Raw genomic sequence first — 18166 nt, forward strand, 5'->3', positions numbered from 1 at the left:
AATTGCAAATTTATAAGGGAAAATATTCCCCAGTGGGAAACAAAGAATTCTCACTTCTTATACGCGCATCCAAACCATTGCTTCTGCCTGTTGTTCAGCTCAATAAAAATAATCATTATGAAATGGATGGGCAGGCGCCAAAGTGGTAATATAGAAGACAGGAGAAGCGGCGGCGGTGGACTCGCGGTAGGTGGCGGACTTGCTGCAGTAATTGCAGTGGTTTTCGCACTGCTTACGGGACAAAACCCTCTCGAATTTATTGGGATGACGCAACAGGGAGCTTCACCGACACAAGGGACAGGGCTTAGCACAGATCCTAAGCAAGACGAGAATGCTCATTTTGTTGCGGTTGTTCTTGCGGAAACGGAGGACGTCTGGGATAGTGTTTTCACCGCACAGAATCTTAGATATGAAAAACCTGTGCTTACTCTTTTCAGTAATCAGGTCAGATCAGGTTGTGGGGCGGCTAGTTCTTCTACCGGACCCTTTTACTGTCCGGCTGACAGCAAGGTGTACATTGATCTGAGTTTCTATGATGAGCTGCAGAATCGCTTCGGTGCACCTGGCGACTTTGCGATGGCCTATGTAATAGCCCATGAGGTGGGGCATCATATCCAGCATTTGTTGGGCACCACTGATAAGATAGACCGGATGAGAGGTAAGGTTAGCGAGGAAGAATTGAACGCCCTCTCGGTGCGGCTTGAATTACAGGCCGACTTCCTTGCAGGAGTATGGGCACATCACACGCAGAGGAAAGATCTGCTCGACGCGGGTGATATTGAAGAAGCTTTGAAGGCGGCAAACGCCATTGGCGATGATCGCCTTCAGATGCAGGCTCAAGGATATGTTGTTCCCGATGCTTTCACTCATGGAACTTCTGAGCAGCGGATGCGATGGTTTAAGCGCGGCTTTGAGACGGGGGACATTCGTTCCGGAGATACTTTTGCTACCAGCTCACTCTGATCTGTATCTTATTTAATACAGAAATGACCAGCAAACAAAACAGATTTATTTGCTTCAAATCTTCCTTGTGTTAACTAAAACGCTCATTATTAACTAATTTTTAATTTTTTAGTTATACAGGCGTGGGATTTGCCTTTATCCCACCACATACTTAAAAATTAAAAAGTAGAAAACATGAAAAAAATAGCTTTACTAGCAGCTGGATTCCTAGTGGGAAGTGCTGCATTCGCACAGTCTTTACCGCCGGTAAAATACGGTTTGAAAGTGGGTGTTAACTTGCCTAAATTGCATGTTAATAATTCGAATGGTGAAGACTTCGAGTCAGAGTCAGCAACTAATTTCAGTATTACAGGGTATGCTGATGTTCCGGTAGCAAACGGTTTATCCGTACAGCCAGGGATCTCTTTACAAGGTAAGGGTGGAAAGCAAACCTGGGGCGGATCAAACGTTAATGGCGAACGAAAAGACAATACTATGTATGCCGAAATCCCTGTAAACCTTGTTGGTAAAATTCCTCTGGGAACCACAGGCACAAACTTTTACCTGGGTGCAGGACCTTATGCAGCATTTGCAATTTCTGGTGAGAGAAAACAATCAGGAAGCTTCTTCGGTGCTGAAGGCGAAACAAAAAGAGACCTTGAATTTGGTTCCGACAATGGAGACGACTACAAAGGAACAGACTTTGGTGTTAACTTCCTGGCAGGTTTTCAACTAAACAGCGGTTTTAACATTGGTGCAGGTTACGGATTAGGTCTTTCAGATCTGCGTCCAAACGGAGATGGTGATAACGGAAAAACAACAAACCGTGTGCTTTCTTTCTCTGTAGGTTACGCTTTCTAAGCCCAGAGTATCGAATCTTTTTAACTTAATGATTAATTATTCCCGGAGCCCTCGACTTTATGTTCGAGGGCTTCACTTGTTTATGAGCGCCGAAGTTTATATTTGCGCCGGCTTATCTTGCAGCAAATGATGACTACATTTAGAAGACTACTTTCCATACTATTCGTTTTAACGGGCTTTAACAGCATGGCCCAGTCAGGAACCGACTCCATAACGAACTTCATCGTTAAAGAGAATCTTCTTAAAAATGATAAGCTGGCTATCATCGCTGCTGACGAGAACGAGGTACCAAAAGAAACGATAAACGGAACTTTCGTTTTCACAATTAATGGCTTTAAGCAGGAACTTAAATTCAATGAGGGTGTTGCCATTGCGCCCCAGCAGATCGAGAAATCCACCTTTGTATACCTGAAGCACAAGAATGAAGCTGCGACCCCTGCTAAGCTTTATTATGTATTAAAGAAGGAGTCGGGAATTAACCCGATTAAAATTAACTGGATGATGCTGATTATCATCCCTCTGGCCCTTGTAGTCATCGCGGGGATATTCAGAAAATTTATTGTCTTCGCCGTAATTATTTTGATCTTGCTTCTGTTGTTTAATTCCAACCAGGGTTTGGGGATACCGACGATCTTCGAAACGATATTTGACGGGCTGAAAAATGCACTTTTGTAGTCAGAAAACCAACGCACGGAGTTAGAATGGCATACCAATACCGAAGTTATATTGTAAAAAACGATAACGATCCGGCGAATTAGTTTTAATGTACTCTTCTTTAAACTCTTTTCTAGCTTCGCTGCTAAACAAGTGCTTGATTACCCAGTTGTCTGATCCGCTGAACTGTGGATCTTTGATTTTAGCTCCTACGTCAAACCGGAACACGAAATACTGAAGATCAAAACGTAAGCCGGCACCGGCACCCAGAGCTAGCTGGTCAAAAAATTTATCGAGCTGAAGCTTTCCCCCTGGAACCTTTTCATTTTCGTCCAGTAGCCATACATTTCCGAAGTCAAAAAACGTGGCTCCCCTCAGTTTCGAGCCAAAAAAGTTTTCCATAATCTTAAATCGATATTCAAGATTTCCCTCCACCTTAACCTCACCATACTGATCAAGATAGGTTAGGTTCTTTCTCGTTTCTTCCGATTCAATTACGCTTCTGTTGTATGTTCCAGGGCCTAAGGTTCTCGCCTGCCATGCCCTTACTCCACTTGATCCACCTGCGTAAAAGTTTCGTTCAAAAGGTAAGGATCGAGAGTTTCCGTAAGGCACGGCCACACCCGGATTTATACGAGCGACAAACTGTCGTTCGCCGGCAAAGGAACGATACCATCTTAAGTCTATTTCCGTTTTGCCATATTGTAGGTACGGGAGCCCCATGAAAGTCCTCTCGCCATCACTATTTTTATGAAGGCTGAACAGTTTTGCTGCAAGTCCTAAAGAGTTTCCTCCGATATCGAAAAAAGCTCTTAAATAAGTAAAATTTGTATAGCTAGATAATTTTGAAGCATTCAGAGTGAAGTTATACTGCGAACCTATGTTAATAAACCTCCTGTCATTTGTGCGGATATATAAAAGATTTCCCGCAGTGTCAAGGCGATATCTAAAGTCCGGATCCAGTCTTCCATCTCTATACTCTATATTGATAGGTGTAAAGCTGTGCAGTCGATTCTTACTCTGCGTCCAGTCATAACTTATGGAATTAATAAACAACCTGTTCCTGAACGCCCCGGGCTGATCAAAGATCTGCATGCTGCTGGAAATGGTGGTATGAGGGAGCCCGGCTCGGTAATTTTCTCTCACGTGGAAGGGTGCGACAATCCGGGGAATAATCAGATTGGCACCAACCTGTATGTCGCGGTTAAAAATACTGCTAAAAAGCTTCTTATCTCTTGAATCAAAGAGGATACCGTAGCGGAATTTAATGTCCAGTCGTTCCGCGCCGCCAAACAGGTTACGGTTTGTATACGTATTTCCGATATTAAAGCCGTTCCTACCTGAGTTAAATGTATATTCCCCTTCTACTCTATTACTATTTCTTTTCAGAGGAGTGATCTCCATCCGGGCGTTTAAATGGATACTGTCGGGATCTTTCTCGTATTCTATCTTGATATTGCGGAAAACGTTCAACTCATATAAACGATCATATGTCAGGTTTTCATTCTCTACACTATATTTTTTACCCTTATTCAGGAAGATATACCGGGTCAGCTTATCGAATTTGAAGCGATGGGAATAATCCCTGAAAAAATATTGGGAATCGACTATAGCACTGTCGGGCGGTCTTCTGCCGAAGCGGATATTGCTGTTTCTGATGTCGATATTCGTATTCTTCAAATAATAGACCTTATGGGCCATTTTTCCGAGAGGATTATAAACGTTTAGTTTCAGATCAACCTGACTAGATAGAAGCGTACTATCTGCATCAACGTGGATGTAAGGCTTAAGGAAGTCGTAATATCCGTTAGATTTCATCAAAGTGAAGATACTGTTGATCTCATACATGATGGAATCGACGTCATAACGATTACCTGAGTGAAGCTTCGTGAAGTTCTCCCGGTTTTTGACATACAAATCGCGAACTGCACTGTCTGATATAGCGTGATTGATGTTACGAACTTTGAATGAAGGTCCGGGTTCTGCTATGAAAGTGATATAAGCCTTTTTGTTCTTCACCCTGATCTCGCTGGTTACCGCCGCATTAAAGAAGCTCTTATAGGCAAGAAATTTCTGGATTTCCCGACTCGAGATATCGACAAGCGAGCTGTCGAGAAGTCGGGGTGCTTCTCCGATGTTCTTGATACGGTCGGACCTGTATTTACCGTCTCTGGTATTGAACATATTATACAGCGCGAGGTTTATCCTCGAGTTGGGTCTAATGTCTTGCTGTACATATTGGTATGCGTCTTCGGAAAAATCCTTACTGATACCCTTTAGCTTTACATCCTTGATGAGTGCCTGATCATCGTTCAGATACCTCGTGGCGGAACATCCTGATAAAATAACTGTTAAAAACAGTATACTTGCACGTAATAATAAAACAACGTAATCTTTATATGCTTTCAAAATCTCAAATCAGTTTTGTAAATGCATTACATTTAAAAAAAAACAGAAGAGACCGAGGTCTATTTCTGGTAGAAGGCACTAAATCGATTTCTGAATTCATCAATTCGAACTATCAGGTAGATTCAATTTATTGCACAGGCTCATCCCTTGAAAAGTTTAACGACTTGTCCCCCAGTATTAAACTACACGAAATCAGCGAACCGGAGCTAAAAAAAATCAGCACGCTCAATACGCCTCAGGATGCTCTTGCAATTATAAGGATTCCTGAGAAAACCCCGTTAAGATCAGAAAGTTTTCTCGATAAATACACTTTGGTACTTGACGGAATTCAGGACCCGGGCAATCTTGGAACGATAATACGTACTGCAGATTGGTTTGGCTTCTCTCAGATGGTCTGCTCTGACGATACCGTAGATGCGTTTAATCCTAAAGTGGTACAGGCCTCTATGGGATCGCTTTCGAGGCTCGCCGTGCACTATGTAAATCTTTCTTCGTTTATTAAGGAGATGCAACTACCCGTGTATGGCGCCTTCCTGGAGGGAGACTCTGTTTACGAGACTGGATTTGACAGGCCTGGATTAATTGTTTTGGGGAACGAGGGTAAGGGGATTTCTGACAGTGTGATAGAATTGATTGCAGACAAGATCACCATTCCAAGGTTTGGGGATGCCGAATCTCTGAACGTGGCGGTTTCAGCCTCGATTATATGTTCCGAAATAAAACGGCGAGGTTTATAAATTCTTTGCAAATAATTGTTGCGGGGTACCAATAAATTATTATTTTTGCACTCCCTACAAAAGGGTCGGATGGCCGAGTGGCTAGGCAGAGGTCTGCAAAACCTTCTACAGCGGTTCGAATCCGCTTCCGACCTCACAGGAATTAAAAAAATTAAAAAAAAGACAATGGGAGTTACACGTTTAAAGAGAAAAGATAGAAAAAACAAAACGGTTTCACGCCTTGAAGTTCAATTTCTAAAGATTGGCCGTAATATCGAAGTAGGAAGCCGCTCTCAGGAATCTGCTTCTAGCCAGGTTGCTAAGAACAATGCTGTTCTTGCTCAGATCGAAGCTCAGGCTAAGTAAGATACTTATCTGTTTTACAGATAGCAAAAAGGCGGATAAATATTTTATCCGCCTTTTCTTTTTGACCTTATTTTGCAGCTACGACGTTAGTTCAGACTGCGAAGTCTGGTAAATATTCCTCAGCTCAAGCAAACAAGAAGCACAGAGGCAGCCCTCATGACCCTCGCCAATAAACTCGATTTCGTCCGGAGTTAACTGTACAGTATTGCACTGACATCTTGTATAAGCATTCGACCTGCATTCAATCCGGGCAGAGCAACGCTCACAACTTATGATCTCATGCTTGGTCATTCAGTCCTAAATATCAAATTTGTATCCGACACCTTTAACAGTAGATATATAATTGTCACCTAGCTTCTCACGCACCTTTCGGATATGAACATCTATTGTGCGATTCGTCACCACCACAGAGTCTTCCCATATATTTTTCAGGATCACCTCTCTGGTGTAGACTTTTCCTGGCTTTGAAGCTAGTAGATAAAGCAACTCAAACTCCTTTTTGGCGAGAGATATCCGTTCTCCGCGCTGATAAACGAGGTATGTTTCCCGGTCTATAACAAGATCACCTATTTCAATCTTGTTTTCTACAACATCTTCTGTTTGGTTGTTCCTTCTCAGGATTGCGTTAATGCGACTAACCAGCGCACGTGATTTAATCGGCTTGGCGATGTAATCGTCTGCACCTACATTAAACCCTGCTATTTCCGAATACTCCTCGCTGCGGGCGGTAAGAAAGACCATGAACGTAGATTTAAAGTCGTTCATCGACCGCATAATCCGGCAAGCTTCGATACCATCCATCTTGGGCATCATCACGTCGAGAATGATGAGATCCGGATGAACCCGCTTTGCCTCGTTTATACCCTCCTGACCGTTACTGGCTGTATAAACCAGATAACCTTCCTTTTTGAGATTGTATTCAATTAGCTCCCGGATGTCTGGTTCGTCATCAACGATTAGAATTTTTTGTTTTGCTGAACTCATGATTTTCGATTACAGTGCTAATGTAGCAGGAATAGGATACCTCAAAGTTACTACAATATTAAGTTATTGTTAACAAGGTGGATATCTTAACAAGTTCTTGAGATCAATTTAATGTCTTCTTGAGGAATTCTTCAAGTGCCTCTCCGCGCAGGTTTTTAGCAATGATTTTGCCTGTAGGATCGATCAGAAACGAGGCAGGTATTGCTGATACCTGATATTGTCTGGCCGCCTCGCTGTTCCACTGGTTAAGCTCAGAAACATGAGGCCAGTCGAGTTTATCATCTTTAATAGCTTTTATCCAATCTTCCCTGTCACCATCCAGCGAAACGCCCAACACTGCGAAATTTTTGTCTTTGAAGGCATGGTACTGCTTAACGATATTTGGATTCTCTTGTCTGCATGGTCCGCACCATGACGCCCAGAAGTCAAGCAGAACATATTTTCCCCTGAAGTCAGACAGTTTCACAATATGGCCATTAGGTGCTGTACCCTGGAAGTCGATCGCCTGTTGACCTTTCGCAATTGGTTTGACCTTATTCATCTTGGCGATGAAGTCCTGTACCGGCTTGTTTGTTGGAAACTTACCTTTCAAAGTTTCTGCGTATGATAGCAGAGGTTCTTCGTATTCTATCGGATCGAGCATGCTCATAGCATAGAAACCTGCAAGATTATCTTTATTCCCCTCGGCGAAGGACAGAACCTCGATCCCGAAGGCTTTCATATTCTCATCAAATTTTGGGCTGAGTTCCTGCATAATCGCGTCGCGAGCGGCGGGATTAGCCGATGAGCGCCGGTCCAACTCCGTCTTCAGATCAATGAATACCTTCCCGTATTTTCCGTTGATCTTGTTAAGTTCTTTAAGCTTTTCCGCATCCGCAGAGCCCTCGACTTCGTAATCGCCAACCGAACTAGCATAATCGGCACTAAACTTAAGCTTGTCGCCGTTCTGCGCCAACAACAGATAATTCTTCGCATCAGCAACGATATAGAAGAAATCAGGTTCGGGAGAAGGAATCCTGAACCGAAACTCCCCCTTTTCATTTACAACGGCTGAGTCAACCAAATCATTTCCCTTGTAAATACGCACCTTGTTCAGATTTCCGGCATTCTTCAGGGTGCCATCAATTGTAAAGGAAGTTGTGTTCTGGCATCCCGACAGAGCTATCGTCAAGGCAATAAGGAGTACTATTATTCTATTCACTTTAAAGATTCTAATTTTTCTACAAGAAGTTTATTGGCGGTTTTAGGATCTATTTTCCCCTTGGAGATCTTCATAACCTCACCCATAAATAATCCTAAAACGCCTTTTTTACCTTTATGGTATTCAGACACCTTAGCGGGATACTTCTCAACTGCCTCTCCAATGAAGCCCAGGAGTTCGCTGTCGTCCGTGTCGATAATCAGATTAAGCTCCTGAACGAGTTGGTCTACCGACTTACCATCTCCTGAAACAAGCGCCGGGAACAATTGCTGGACGGCGGCAGTATTATTAATTTTTGACGACTCTACAAGCGCTATTATTTCCGCGATTTGTGCTGCATACGCGTCCAGCACAGAAAAGCCCTTACCTGTCTCATTAACATACGACTGCAGAGGCCCATTCACCCAGTTGGCTGCCGCTTTATAGTGAGGTGTATGCGTCACAAGTTGCTCGAAAAAGTCGGCTATCGCCTTATCTGATGTGAGCAACGACGCATCGTAACGCGATAATGAAAACTCTTCTGAATATCTTTTTATCCTTTGCTCGGGTAGCTCTGGAAGTTCGCTTTTAAGCTGCTGGATCCAGTCCTCAGATAACTCAAGAGGTGGAAGGTCTGGCTCAGGGAAATACCGGTAGTCGTTTGCCATTTCCTTGGAACGTAAAACGGACGTAATTCCCGTTGCTGCATCGAAATTCAGCGTATTCTGATCAATATGCTCTCCTTGTTCAACCAGCTTAACCTGCCTTTTAAACTCGTAATTAATGGCTCTTTGCAGATTACGAATGGAATTAAGGTTTTTTACCTCGCATCGTGCTCCGTACTCTTCGGTACCTTTGAGCCGTACGGATATATTGGCGTCGCAACGTAAGCTACCTTCTTCCATATTACCATCGCACACGCCCAGGTATCTGACGATCTTGCGGATTTCAGACATATAGGCCGCTGCTTCTTCTGCAGAACGCAAGTCGGGTTCTGAAACAATTTCTATCAGAGGGACGCCAGCTCTGTTCAAATCGATAAGCGAATAGCTACTGTCTTTGTCGTGCATGCTCTTACCGGCGTCCTCTTCCATATGAATTCGGTTGATCCTGATATCTTTTTCCGCACCATCCTTTAAACGGATGGTTATGTATCCTCGCTGACAGATGGGGATCTCGTCCTGTGTAATCTGATATCCCTTTGGAAGATCTGCATAGAAATAGTTTTTGCGGTCAAAACGATTGTATTTATTGATGGTGCAGTTGGTTGCCCATCCCATTTTTACCGCATACGCCACCACCTTCTCGTTGATCTTTGGCAATGTTCCGGGTAAGCCAACCGAAATGATGCTAGTATGCTCATTCGGTCCGGCGCCAAAAGACGCAGGGTCCGATGAAAATATCTTGCTGTTCGTTAAGAGCTGCGCATGGATTTCAAGTCCGATAACCAGATCATATTTTGCCAGAATTTCCTCTGTCATATGTAAATGTACTTTATTAAGGTTAAAGCTGATGTCGAATATTATATCATTTGCGGGATGAGTGGCTTACAGCGCCTGCCTGATCCGTACAAGTTTCTCAAGGAGTTGTTCCAAAGATTCCAGATGGAGCATATTGGCACCATCTGACTTTGCATGCAAAGGGTCAGGGTGAGTTTCTATAAACAGCCCGTCTGCGCCAACTGCAATAGCTGCCTTAGCGATGGTTTCGATCAGTCCCGGCTTACCCCCAGTAACCCCGTTGGGCTGGTTGGGTTGCTGGAGGGAATGTGTACAATCCATCACCACAGGCACGCCAAACGAGCGCATTTCAGGAATTCCCCTAAAATCAACGATAAGATCCTGATACCCGAATGTATTACCTCTGTCTGTAAGAATCACTTGCGAATTTCCCGAATCCCTCACTTTGTCTACTGCAAAAGACATCGAACCCGCGGAAAGAAACTGCCCTTTTTTGATATTGATAAACTTCCCTGTTTTCGCAGCAGCGACGAGCAGATCGGTCTGCCGACATAAAAATGCCGGGATCTGTAAAACATCTACATAGCAGGCGGCCATTGCTGCCTCATTGCTTTCGTGAATGTCTGTAACGGTTGGAATACCGAACTCATGGCCTACCTTTGCCAGTATCTTAAGAGCTTTCTCATCACCTATTCCGGTGAAGGAATCAACCCTTGACCGGTTTGCTTTCCGGTATGAGCCTTTGAAAATAAAGGGGATGCCCAACCTGTCGGTTATATTAATTATCCGCTCAGCTATCTTCAGCGCCATGTCCTCCCCTTCAATAGCGCAGGGGCCAGCCATCAGGAAGAAGTTATTGGTATCGGTATGTTTAATACCTGGAATTTGATTGATCATTAGTTTCCTAATTCTGATAAAAATTTAATTCGCATGAGCTGCAGCTCCTCACGAGTGTAGTCGTCGGATCCAAGTTCTTTCAAAGCGATATCTATAGAATCAACTTCAGACGACCTGAAATAATCGAAAGCCTCATCTTGTCTGTCTTCATCTATCATCTCATCGATGTAGTAGTTCAGATTGAGCTTAGTGCCTGAATTGACGATTGACTCAACCTCCCGTAAGATATCTTCGTAGGATATCCCTTTTGAGGAAGCGATATCCTCAAGTGCGATATGACGATCTATATTCTGGATAATTGAAACCTTTAATGCCGACTTATTTGCAGCACTTTTTATGATCAGGTCGAGTGGTCTGTCAATTTCTTTCTCTTCTACATATTTGCTGATCAGTTTCACGAATGGTGCGCCAAACTTAAGCGCCTTTCCAGCACCCACACCTTGAATCTGCTTCAATTCCTCAATGGAAATCGGGTAATGTATACACATTTCCTCCAAAGAAGGATCTGAAAATATGACATACGCCGGCAGGTTCTTTTCAACGCCCATTCGTTTACAAAGATCCTTAAGCATCTTGAAAAGTTCGGTGTCCAGTGCTCCGGCGGGTTGCTGATCAGGGTCATCAAAGTCGTCATCCATCGATCCCAATTCGCGGTTCATGACGAACTTCAGAAAATGAGGATTATCGATAAAACCGCTGCCTGACTTCGTTAAGCGCAGCAAGCCATAATTGTCTATATCCTTTGATAAATAATTATTCAGGAGAGCCTGGCGTAATAACGATTTCCAGAAAAGTAAGCCATCGGCCTTACCGCTCCCAAAATAAGGCAACTTGTTATGCTGATAAGCGCTGACCTGGGAAGTATCGACCCCCATAAGGATGTTCAGGAGATGAAGATCATCGAATTTCTCTCCCAGTTCGCGTATCATGATGAGTGTCGTCTTGAGTTTCTCTGCTGCATCAAAGTGACTGCGCTCTGCTCTGCAGTTGTCGCACATTGACCCACAACCAGCCTCGTCAAAGTTTTCCCCGAAATAGTGCAGAATTTGCTTTCTTCGGCAGACAGCCGACTCCGCGTAATCTATCACCTCTTTCAATATCTGCGTCCCAATTTCCCGTTCAGAGACAGGTTTGTCTTTCATGAACTTAGCCAGCTTATCGATGTCTTTTTCCGAATAGAACGCAACACAGACACCTTCTCCACCATCTCTACCGGCCCTGCCAGTCTCCTGATAGTAACCCTCCATGCTTTTGGGTATGTCGTGATGGATAACGTAACGAACGTCCGGCTTATCTATGCCCATTCCAAATGCGATAGTAGCGACGATCACATCGACATCTTCCATCAGGAATTTGTCCTGCGTATCCGCCCTTGTTTTCGGATCCAGTCCGGCGTGATATGGAAGTGCCTTAATACCGTTAAGTTTTAAGGCTTCCGAGATCTCTTCAACCTTCTTACGGCTAAGACAGTACACGATACCCGATTTCCCGGAATGCGATTTTATGAACCTGATGATTTCTTTAACGACGTTTCGCTTCGGCCTCACCTCATAATAAAGATTATGGCGATTAAAGGATGACTTAAACAACGTCGAGTCAGTCATCTGAAGGTTCTTGATGATATCCTGCTGTACTTTCGGAGTAGCAGTCGCTGTTAGCGCAATAATGGGAATCTGGTCACCAATATTACTGATAACTTGTCTTATTTTCCGGTACTCGGGCCTGAAATCATGCCCCCATTCAGAAATACAATGGGCTTCGTCAACAGCCACAAAAGATATGGTGATTAGCCGGAGAAAATCAATATTCTCCTGTTTCGACAACGACTCGGGTGCAACGTAAAGTAGCTTCGTTTCCCCGCTAAGAACATCGTGTTTAACTTTTGCTATCTCAGATTTATTTAATGAAGAGTTTAAGAAGTGTGCGATACTTTCCGTCCCCCCAAACCCTCTCAACTGGTCTACCTGATTCTTCATCAGGGCGATAAGCGGCGATATAACTATAGCCGTTCCCTCACTCATCAACGCGGGCAATTGGTAACATATCGATTTACCGCCCCCCGTAGGCATTATTACAAATGTGTCTTTTTTCTGTATTATGTTGGTGATTATCGCTTCTTGCTCGCCCTTGAAATTATCAAAGCCGAAAAAATTCTGTAAATTATCAAATAATGATTTCTTGATCTCCATCGTCCACTTCGGAAAAATTTAGAAAACCTAAACTTAACCCCAAAATAACATATTTTTGCGGTTAAAATGTATCTATTTCTAAAATAAATCTCCTTGGAAGCCCCACTAAACGTGCTTGAGACAGCAAAAAAAACATTACAGATTGAGCTTGACGGAGTTTCCGGATTGCTCTCCAAACTGAATAATGACTTTGTGGTGATAATTGAAACCATACTTCAATTGAGAGGTCGTGTTATTGTTACGGGAGTTGGAAAAAGTGCTATTATCGCACAAAAAATCGTCGCTACTTTCAACTCTACCGGAACTCCTTCGGTATTCATGCATGCAGCCGATGCGATTCATGGGGATCTTGGGATCATTCAGGATGAGGATCTTGTAATCTGCATCTCCAAAAGCGGTAACACCCCGGAGATCAAGGTTCTCGTTCCGCTTTTAAGACTTGCCGGAAGCAAACTCATCGGCATGGTTGGCGACGTTGATTCTTACCTGGCACGCAACGCTGACCTCGTTCTCGACACTACAGTCGAAAGGGAAGCCTGTCCGCTAAACCTCGCTCCCACATCGAGCACAACTGCACAGGTAGTAATGGGCGACATTATGGCTGTATGCCTTCTCGAATCCAGAGGGTTCAGCAGTTCAGATTTTGCCCGCTATCATCCTGGAGGTACCCTGGGAAAACGACTCTACCTTAAGGTGAGTGATCTTTATATCAACAACGAAAAACCGAAGGTGCGCCCCGACGCTTCCATTAGAGAAGTCATAATAGAAATCACTAAAAACCGTTTAGGTGCTGTAACGGTCTTGCTTGAAGATCAAATATGCGGCATAATTACGGATGGTGATATTCGCAGAATGATGGAAAAGTATGAAACGACGGCTCGCTTGCAGGCAAAAGATATTATGTATAATGCGCCGCGAACAATTGAAAGCGACGAACTGGCAGTGAATGCCCTTGCTATGATGCGGGCAAATAATATTACACAATTAATCGTTTTAGAAGCTGGAATATACAAAGGTATTATACATTTGCACGATTTATTAAGAGAAGGAATTATTTAACCAATTGAGCTAAAATGAAGAACTTTTATGCCATTATAATGGCAGGAGGTATCGGCAGCAGGTTCTGGCCCATAAGCCGGTCTGCCCATCCTAAACAATTTCTGGATATCCTTGGTACCGGAAAGACACTTATTCAACAGACGTACGAACGCTTTTTAAAAATAATTCCGGCTGAAAACATTTACATAGCCACAAACGAAAGTTACATTCCCCTTGTCAAAGAACAGTTGTCCGGTATTTCAGAGGAGCAGATCCTTGGCGAGCCCATCATGAAAAACACGGCCCCCTGCATCGCTTATGCAAGCCACAAGATCAGCTTGCTGAACCCTGACGCAGCAATAGTGGTTTCGCCATCCGACCATTTGATCCTGGATCAGGAAGCTTTTCGCAAGGACATCCTTTTATCACTTGAAGCGGCTTCAGGAAACAATTGCCTGATCACTCTCGGTATCAAGCCTTCACGGCCCGACACCGGTTACGGCTACATCCAGTACACCACTCAAACGATAGAAAACTCCTTCCATAAGGTTAAAACCTTTACCGAAAAGCCGAACTATGAACTAGCGCAGACGTTTATTCAAAGCGGCGATTTCCTTTGGAACGCAGGTATCTTTGTATGGTCGGCCAAATCAATTCTGAGCGCACTACACGAGCATTTGCCCGATATGAATGACATCTTCAGGGAAGGCGCCAGTAAACTCAACACAGAGGCGGAAAGTGGCTTTATTCACCATGCTTACTTTCAATGCACCAATATCTCCATTGATTACGGAATCATGGAGAAAGCGTCGAATGTTTATGTGCTGCCAACTGACTTCGGATGGTCTGACCTGGGAACCTGGTCATCGGTCTATGAACTGGCGCAAAAAGACTATCTCGGAAATGCGGTTATTCCTTCTGAGAATGTCATGATGTATGATTCATCAAACTGTATGGTGAAGGTTCCGAAAGACAAGCTGGTAATCATGCAGGGTCTGGATGACTATATTGTGGTAGAATCGAACAATACTCTTATGATATGTCAGAAATCCCATGAGCAACAGGTGAAGCAGATCGTAGCGGATGTAAAGTCGAAATTCGGGACTTTATATAATTAAAAAACTTTTGGTGTTTCAGATATCAACCAGGCATGCGGTTCAGTAGTATTTTAACCGCATGCTCTGTTTAGCCCAGCTACCAAAATTAGCCTTTGTGCTTATGATGGCGACCGCCAATGAATTTACTTATGCCAAATCCCAGTACCCAAGTGTCATAAGACTTCCACTTAACGTCATAGGTAAGCTCACCGACGACTTCCCAGCCCCCATGGATATGAACGCCATAGTCCACTCCTACTGTAGATAAAAACAGGTTTTCCTCCTTCGTAATTTCATCACCTACCCCCAACATCAGACCCAGATGGGATCCCGGCTTGTAAGTTCCCACAACTTTCGTGGCGAAAGGTCTTGAGCGTTCCAGAACGGTATGTCTTTCATTATTGAGATGCTCCTCCACTGTAAAGTTTTCCAGGATTAAGTCATTGTGTAAACCGAATGCCCAGTGCTTATTGATTACATAGTCGGCATTGAAAGCCCATGACGGCATCATTAACCACTTTTCGTTACCATCCTCAATCCCTTCGTGGATGTGCGCATGCCCCAGGGCAAGCGTAATTTTGTAACCCTTTTCTTCGGCCTCCACTGCCCTGTGGACCTGAGATTGTGCAAGCGATGGATTGCTTAAAGACAGAAATGAAACGCAGCCGACGACGAATGCGGCTGCCTTAGAATAATAAACTCTCATTGTATTGAATTTTTTACAAAAAGAGCAATTTTATGGGGGAATAAAAGTGATGAGAATTATATTTCACAACTGACGTCCCAATTTTCAAGATAATCAGCCACCCTTTTTATAAACATACCACCCAATGCGCCATCTACTACGCGGTGATCATAGGACATCGAGATGAACATTTTATGACGGATGGCAATCACATCACCATACTCAGTCTCCAGCACTGCCGGCTTTTTCTGAATTGCACCCACCGCCATTATGGCTACCTGAGGCTGATTAATGATAGGAACGCCCATGACGTTTCCAAACGAACCAATATTGGTAAGCGTAAAGGTACCATCCTGTACTTCGTCGGGCAATAACTTATTGGCTCGTGCACGTGCTGCCAGATCATTGACAGCTCGAGTCAAACCAATCAGATTTAGCTGATCTGCATTCCGGATAACCGGCACGATCAGATTACCGCTGGGTAGGGCTGCCGCCATTCCGATATTGATGTTTTTCTTTTTTATAATCTTATTCCCCTCGACAGAGATATTGATCATGGGCATATCTTTTATAGCCTTCGCCACGGCCTGAATAAAGACCGGAGTGAAAGTGATTTTCTGCCCCTCCCGCTTCTCAAAGGAAGACTTAATCTTTTCCCGCCACTTCACAATATTAGTAACGTCGGCCTCAATGAACGAGGTAACGTGTGGTGCTACCTGCTTGCTCATGACCATATGATCTGCAATAAGTCTGCGCATACGGTCCATTTCAATAATTTCATCTCCTCCACTGACAACAGTGGCTTGATGCTGAACCGAGGGGGCGATATAAGAACCATTATTCTTCAAAGGCTCCGGTGCAACTGTCTGAGTAGGTTTTTTCTTATGGCCTTTGATATAATCCAGAATATCCTGCTTGGTTACACGCCCATCAGATCCCGTTCCGGTAATATGATCAAGTTCTTCGAGAGAGATTCCTTCTTCCGCAGCGATGCTCTTAACCAGGGGGGAATAAAAGCGGGATGAGTTCTCATAACTGGATGTAGCCTCCGGAGGAGTGGACAACAAATCAATACCAGGAGCCTTATGCGCTGCTACTGCAACGGGCGGTTCTGGTTCCTGAACCTTTTCACGCTCGTTCAGCTTAACATCTTCTGTTTCTATTACAGCGATTACAGAACCGACATTGACTACATCGTCAACTTTTACGGTTTGTGACAGTAACTTTCCGGAAACCGGTGAGGGAACTTCTGAGTCGACTTTATCAGTTGCTATTTCGACTATAATTTCGTCTTCATGAACAGTGTCTCCGGGATTCTTCAACCATTTAATAATGGTAGCTTCGGCAACACTCTCACCCATTTTCGGAAGAACTAATTCAAATTGAGCCATACGAGTCGTAATTGGGTATAGCTGCAAAATTACACCTTTTTAGCACTTAGTTGTGCTCTTCCTTAACTAATTTAAGCAGTAATACGATTGAATTTATCGCCGCGCGCTCAATATTTTGCGTCCTGCGCCCCGAAAATGAGTACTTATGAGTAATGGTCTTGGTCTTTCCCGAAACGGCAACCCACACAGTACCAACAGGCTTAGCTTCAGTTCCACCACCTGGCCCGGCCACTCCGCTGATGGCGATGGCGTAGTCAGAATTAAAGTTCCGGCACGCTCCATTTGCCATCTCTACAACCGTCTCTTCGCTAACCGCACCAAAGCTCTGCAGAGTTGAATGCTGTACATTCAGCAACCTTTCTTTCAGTTCATTCGAATAAGTAACGGCGCCGCCCAGAAAAACGCTGCTTGCGCCACTGTGCTGAGTAAACAAATGAGACAGGAACCCTCCCGTGCAACTTTCGGCAACCGTGAGCGTCAGATTCTTTTCTTCCAGAAGGTTCATTGCAGCCACTTCAAGCGGTATATCCTCGCTAACGATAACATATTCAGGAATCCGGGCGATAATTTCCGCTACATGCTTTTGGATCTCCGTGGATAAAGTATCCCCCTCTAGTCCATATGCACTCAGGCGAAGCCTTACTTGCCCAAGCTTAGGTAGATAAGCCAGATGAATATACGCGGGCAGGCTGTCCTCAATATCCGCAATAGCCTCAGCCAGAAAGGACTCCCCCAGGCCTGCTGTCAAAATAGTATGATGAACGATAGCCGACAGTTTGAAATGACTCTTCACTCTTGGCAATACCTCTTCCTCGATCAGATATTTCATTTCAAACGGAACACCCGGAAGTGAAACATATACCTGCTTCCCTGCCTCAAACCACATACCCGGAGCGGTACCGTTCTGGTTCTGCAATACAACAGCATTCTGCGGAACGTCAGCTTGTTGCTCGTTAATGGCTAACACGGGTCGGTTAGACCGGGTAAAAATGCGCTTTACGTTCTCCAAAGCTTCTTCGTCTCTTCGGAAGCCAACACCGAAGTACTCTGCCATCGTTTTTTTGGTAATATCATCCTTGGTAGGTCCCAGCCCGCCGGTAATGATGATCAGTTCCGCACGTTGCGAAGCCGCTTCAAGAGCCTCCAGAATATGGTCTTTGCTATCAGATACTGATGTAATCTGTTTGACACGGATCCCATGATCGTTCAGTGTCGTAGCAATCCATGCAGAATTGGTATCAACGATCTGACCGATCAGAATTTCATCCCCGATGGTTATTATTTCTGCTAACATGGA

The 18166-nt window shown here is 44.1% G+C and carries 17 protein-coding genes and 1 tRNA gene; 8 read left to right on the forward strand and 10 right to left on the reverse strand.

Annotation, left to right across the window (positions count from 1 at the left end; all coding sequences use genetic code 11):
• The first annotated feature begins 117 nt into the window (after window positions 1-117).
• The 3 genes from ypfJ to B0I27_RS11545 all read left to right on the forward strand — a co-directional run bounded on the left by ypfJ (window position 118) and on the right by B0I27_RS11545 (window position 2478).
• The gene (gene ypfJ, locus B0I27_RS11535) at window positions 118-963 is read left to right on the forward strand and encodes a KPN_02809 family neutral zinc metallopeptidase (protein WP_106293445.1); all 846 of its coding nucleotides are present in this window, start codon (window positions 118-120) and stop codon (window positions 961-963) included.
• A gap of 174 nt (window positions 964-1137) precedes the next feature.
• Window positions 1138-1803 carry an outer membrane beta-barrel protein gene (locus B0I27_RS11540; RefSeq protein ID WP_106293447.1) on the forward strand — a complete coding sequence of 222 codons (666 nt, stop codon included), beginning with the start codon at window positions 1138-1140 and terminating at the stop codon, window positions 1801-1803.
• A gap of 126 nt (window positions 1804-1929) precedes the next feature.
• The gene (locus B0I27_RS11545) at window positions 1930-2478 is read left to right on the forward strand and encodes a hypothetical protein (RefSeq protein ID WP_106293450.1); all 549 of its coding nucleotides are present in this window, start codon (window positions 1930-1932) and stop codon (window positions 2476-2478) included.
• Between the two features lie 21 nt (window positions 2479-2499).
• On the opposite strand, the gene tamL is transcribed toward B0I27_RS11545, so the two are convergent.
• Complete coding sequence (gene tamL, locus B0I27_RS11550) at window positions 2500-4866, reverse strand: translocation and assembly module lipoprotein TamL (RefSeq protein ID WP_245925495.1); 2367 nt, start codon at window positions 4864-4866, stop codon at window positions 2500-2502.
• Here tamL and B0I27_RS11555 point away from each other — a divergent pair.
• From B0I27_RS11555 to B0I27_RS11565, 3 genes are all read left to right on the forward strand, one after another.
• Window positions 4857-5603 (forward strand): TrmH family RNA methyltransferase, encoded by a 747-nt coding sequence (locus tag B0I27_RS11555; RefSeq protein WP_106293452.1) that lies wholly within the window; start codon window positions 4857-4859, stop codon window positions 5601-5603. The two genes, tamL and B0I27_RS11555, sit on opposite strands and share 10 nt — an antisense overlap.
• A gap of 63 nt (window positions 5604-5666) precedes the next feature.
• Window positions 5667-5737: transfer RNA gene (locus B0I27_RS11560), tRNA-Cys, on the forward strand.
• 31 nt (window positions 5738-5768) lie between these two features.
• Window positions 5769-5948 (forward strand): spore protein, encoded by a 180-nt coding sequence (locus B0I27_RS11565; protein WP_106293454.1) that lies wholly within the window; start codon window positions 5769-5771, stop codon window positions 5946-5948.
• Window positions 5949-6026: 78 nt separating this feature from the next.
• Here the strand turns inward: B0I27_RS11565 and B0I27_RS11570 are convergent, their stop codons facing one another.
• The 6 genes from B0I27_RS11570 to recQ all read right to left on the reverse strand — a co-directional run bounded on the left by B0I27_RS11570 (window position 6027) and on the right by recQ (window position 12658).
• Entirely contained in the window at window positions 6027-6239 is a 213-nt protein-coding gene (locus B0I27_RS11570; protein WP_106293456.1) for a cysteine-rich CWC family protein, read from the reverse strand.
• 6 nt (window positions 6240-6245) lie between these two features.
• Window positions 6246-6932, reverse strand: a complete 687-nt coding sequence (locus tag B0I27_RS11575; RefSeq protein WP_106293458.1) for a response regulator transcription factor — start codon at window positions 6930-6932, stop codon at window positions 6246-6248.
• Window positions 6933-7035: 103 nt separating this feature from the next.
• Window positions 7036-8133, reverse strand: coding sequence for a TlpA disulfide reductase family protein (locus B0I27_RS11580; RefSeq protein ID WP_245925496.1), 1098 nt, complete (start codon window positions 8131-8133; stop codon window positions 7036-7038).
• Window positions 8130-9593, reverse strand: coding sequence for an Asp-tRNA(Asn)/Glu-tRNA(Gln) amidotransferase subunit GatB (gene gatB / locus B0I27_RS11585; protein WP_106293460.1), 1464 nt, complete (start codon window positions 9591-9593; stop codon window positions 8130-8132). The genes B0I27_RS11580 and gatB overlap by 4 nt, the downstream gene beginning before the upstream one ends.
• Before the next feature lie 66 nt (window positions 9594-9659).
• The gene (kdsA, locus tag B0I27_RS11590) at window positions 9660-10469 is read right to left on the reverse strand and encodes a 3-deoxy-8-phosphooctulonate synthase (RefSeq protein ID WP_106293462.1); all 810 of its coding nucleotides are present in this window, start codon (window positions 10467-10469) and stop codon (window positions 9660-9662) included.
• On the reverse strand, window positions 10469-12658 hold the full coding sequence (gene recQ, locus B0I27_RS11595; protein WP_106293464.1) for a DNA helicase RecQ: 2190 nt from the start codon (window positions 12656-12658) through the stop codon (window positions 10469-10471). Before recQ ends, kdsA begins: the two co-directional genes overlap by 1 nt.
• Window positions 12659-12751: 93 nt before the next feature.
• Here recQ and B0I27_RS11600 point away from each other — a divergent pair, with 93 nt between their 5' ends.
• Both B0I27_RS11600 and B0I27_RS11605 read left to right on the forward strand, forming a co-directional pair.
• A complete protein-coding gene (locus B0I27_RS11600; RefSeq protein ID WP_106293466.1) occupies window positions 12752-13717 on the forward strand; it encodes a KpsF/GutQ family sugar-phosphate isomerase in 966 nt (321 codons plus the stop codon).
• A 14-nt stretch (window positions 13718-13731) separates the two neighbouring features.
• Window positions 13732-14814: a mannose-1-phosphate guanylyltransferase gene (locus tag B0I27_RS11605; RefSeq protein WP_106293468.1), complete on the forward strand. Its 1083-nt coding sequence runs from the start codon at window positions 13732-13734 to the stop codon at window positions 14812-14814.
• A gap of 85 nt (window positions 14815-14899) precedes the next feature.
• On the opposite strand, the gene B0I27_RS11610 is transcribed toward B0I27_RS11605, so the two are convergent.
• From B0I27_RS11610 to B0I27_RS11620, 3 genes are read right to left on the reverse strand one after another with little or no spacing between them, the layout of a single operon-like run.
• A complete protein-coding gene (locus B0I27_RS11610) occupies window positions 14900-15499 on the reverse strand; it encodes a hypothetical protein (RefSeq protein WP_106293470.1) in 600 nt (199 codons plus the stop codon).
• 56 nt (window positions 15500-15555) lie between these two features.
• Window positions 15556-16869 (reverse strand): dihydrolipoamide acetyltransferase family protein, encoded by a 1314-nt coding sequence (locus tag B0I27_RS11615; RefSeq protein WP_106293472.1) that lies wholly within the window; start codon window positions 16867-16869, stop codon window positions 15556-15558.
• Between the two features lie 46 nt (window positions 16870-16915).
• Window positions 16916-18163, reverse strand: a complete 1248-nt coding sequence (locus B0I27_RS11620; RefSeq protein WP_106293474.1) for a competence/damage-inducible protein A — start codon at window positions 18161-18163, stop codon at window positions 16916-16918.
• Window positions 18164-18166: the final 3 nt, after the last annotated feature.

Source organism: Arcticibacter pallidicorallinus, from assembly GCF_003002875.1.
In the GTDB taxonomy this organism is placed as follows: domain Bacteria; phylum Bacteroidota; class Bacteroidia; order Sphingobacteriales; family Sphingobacteriaceae; genus Arcticibacter; species Arcticibacter pallidicorallinus.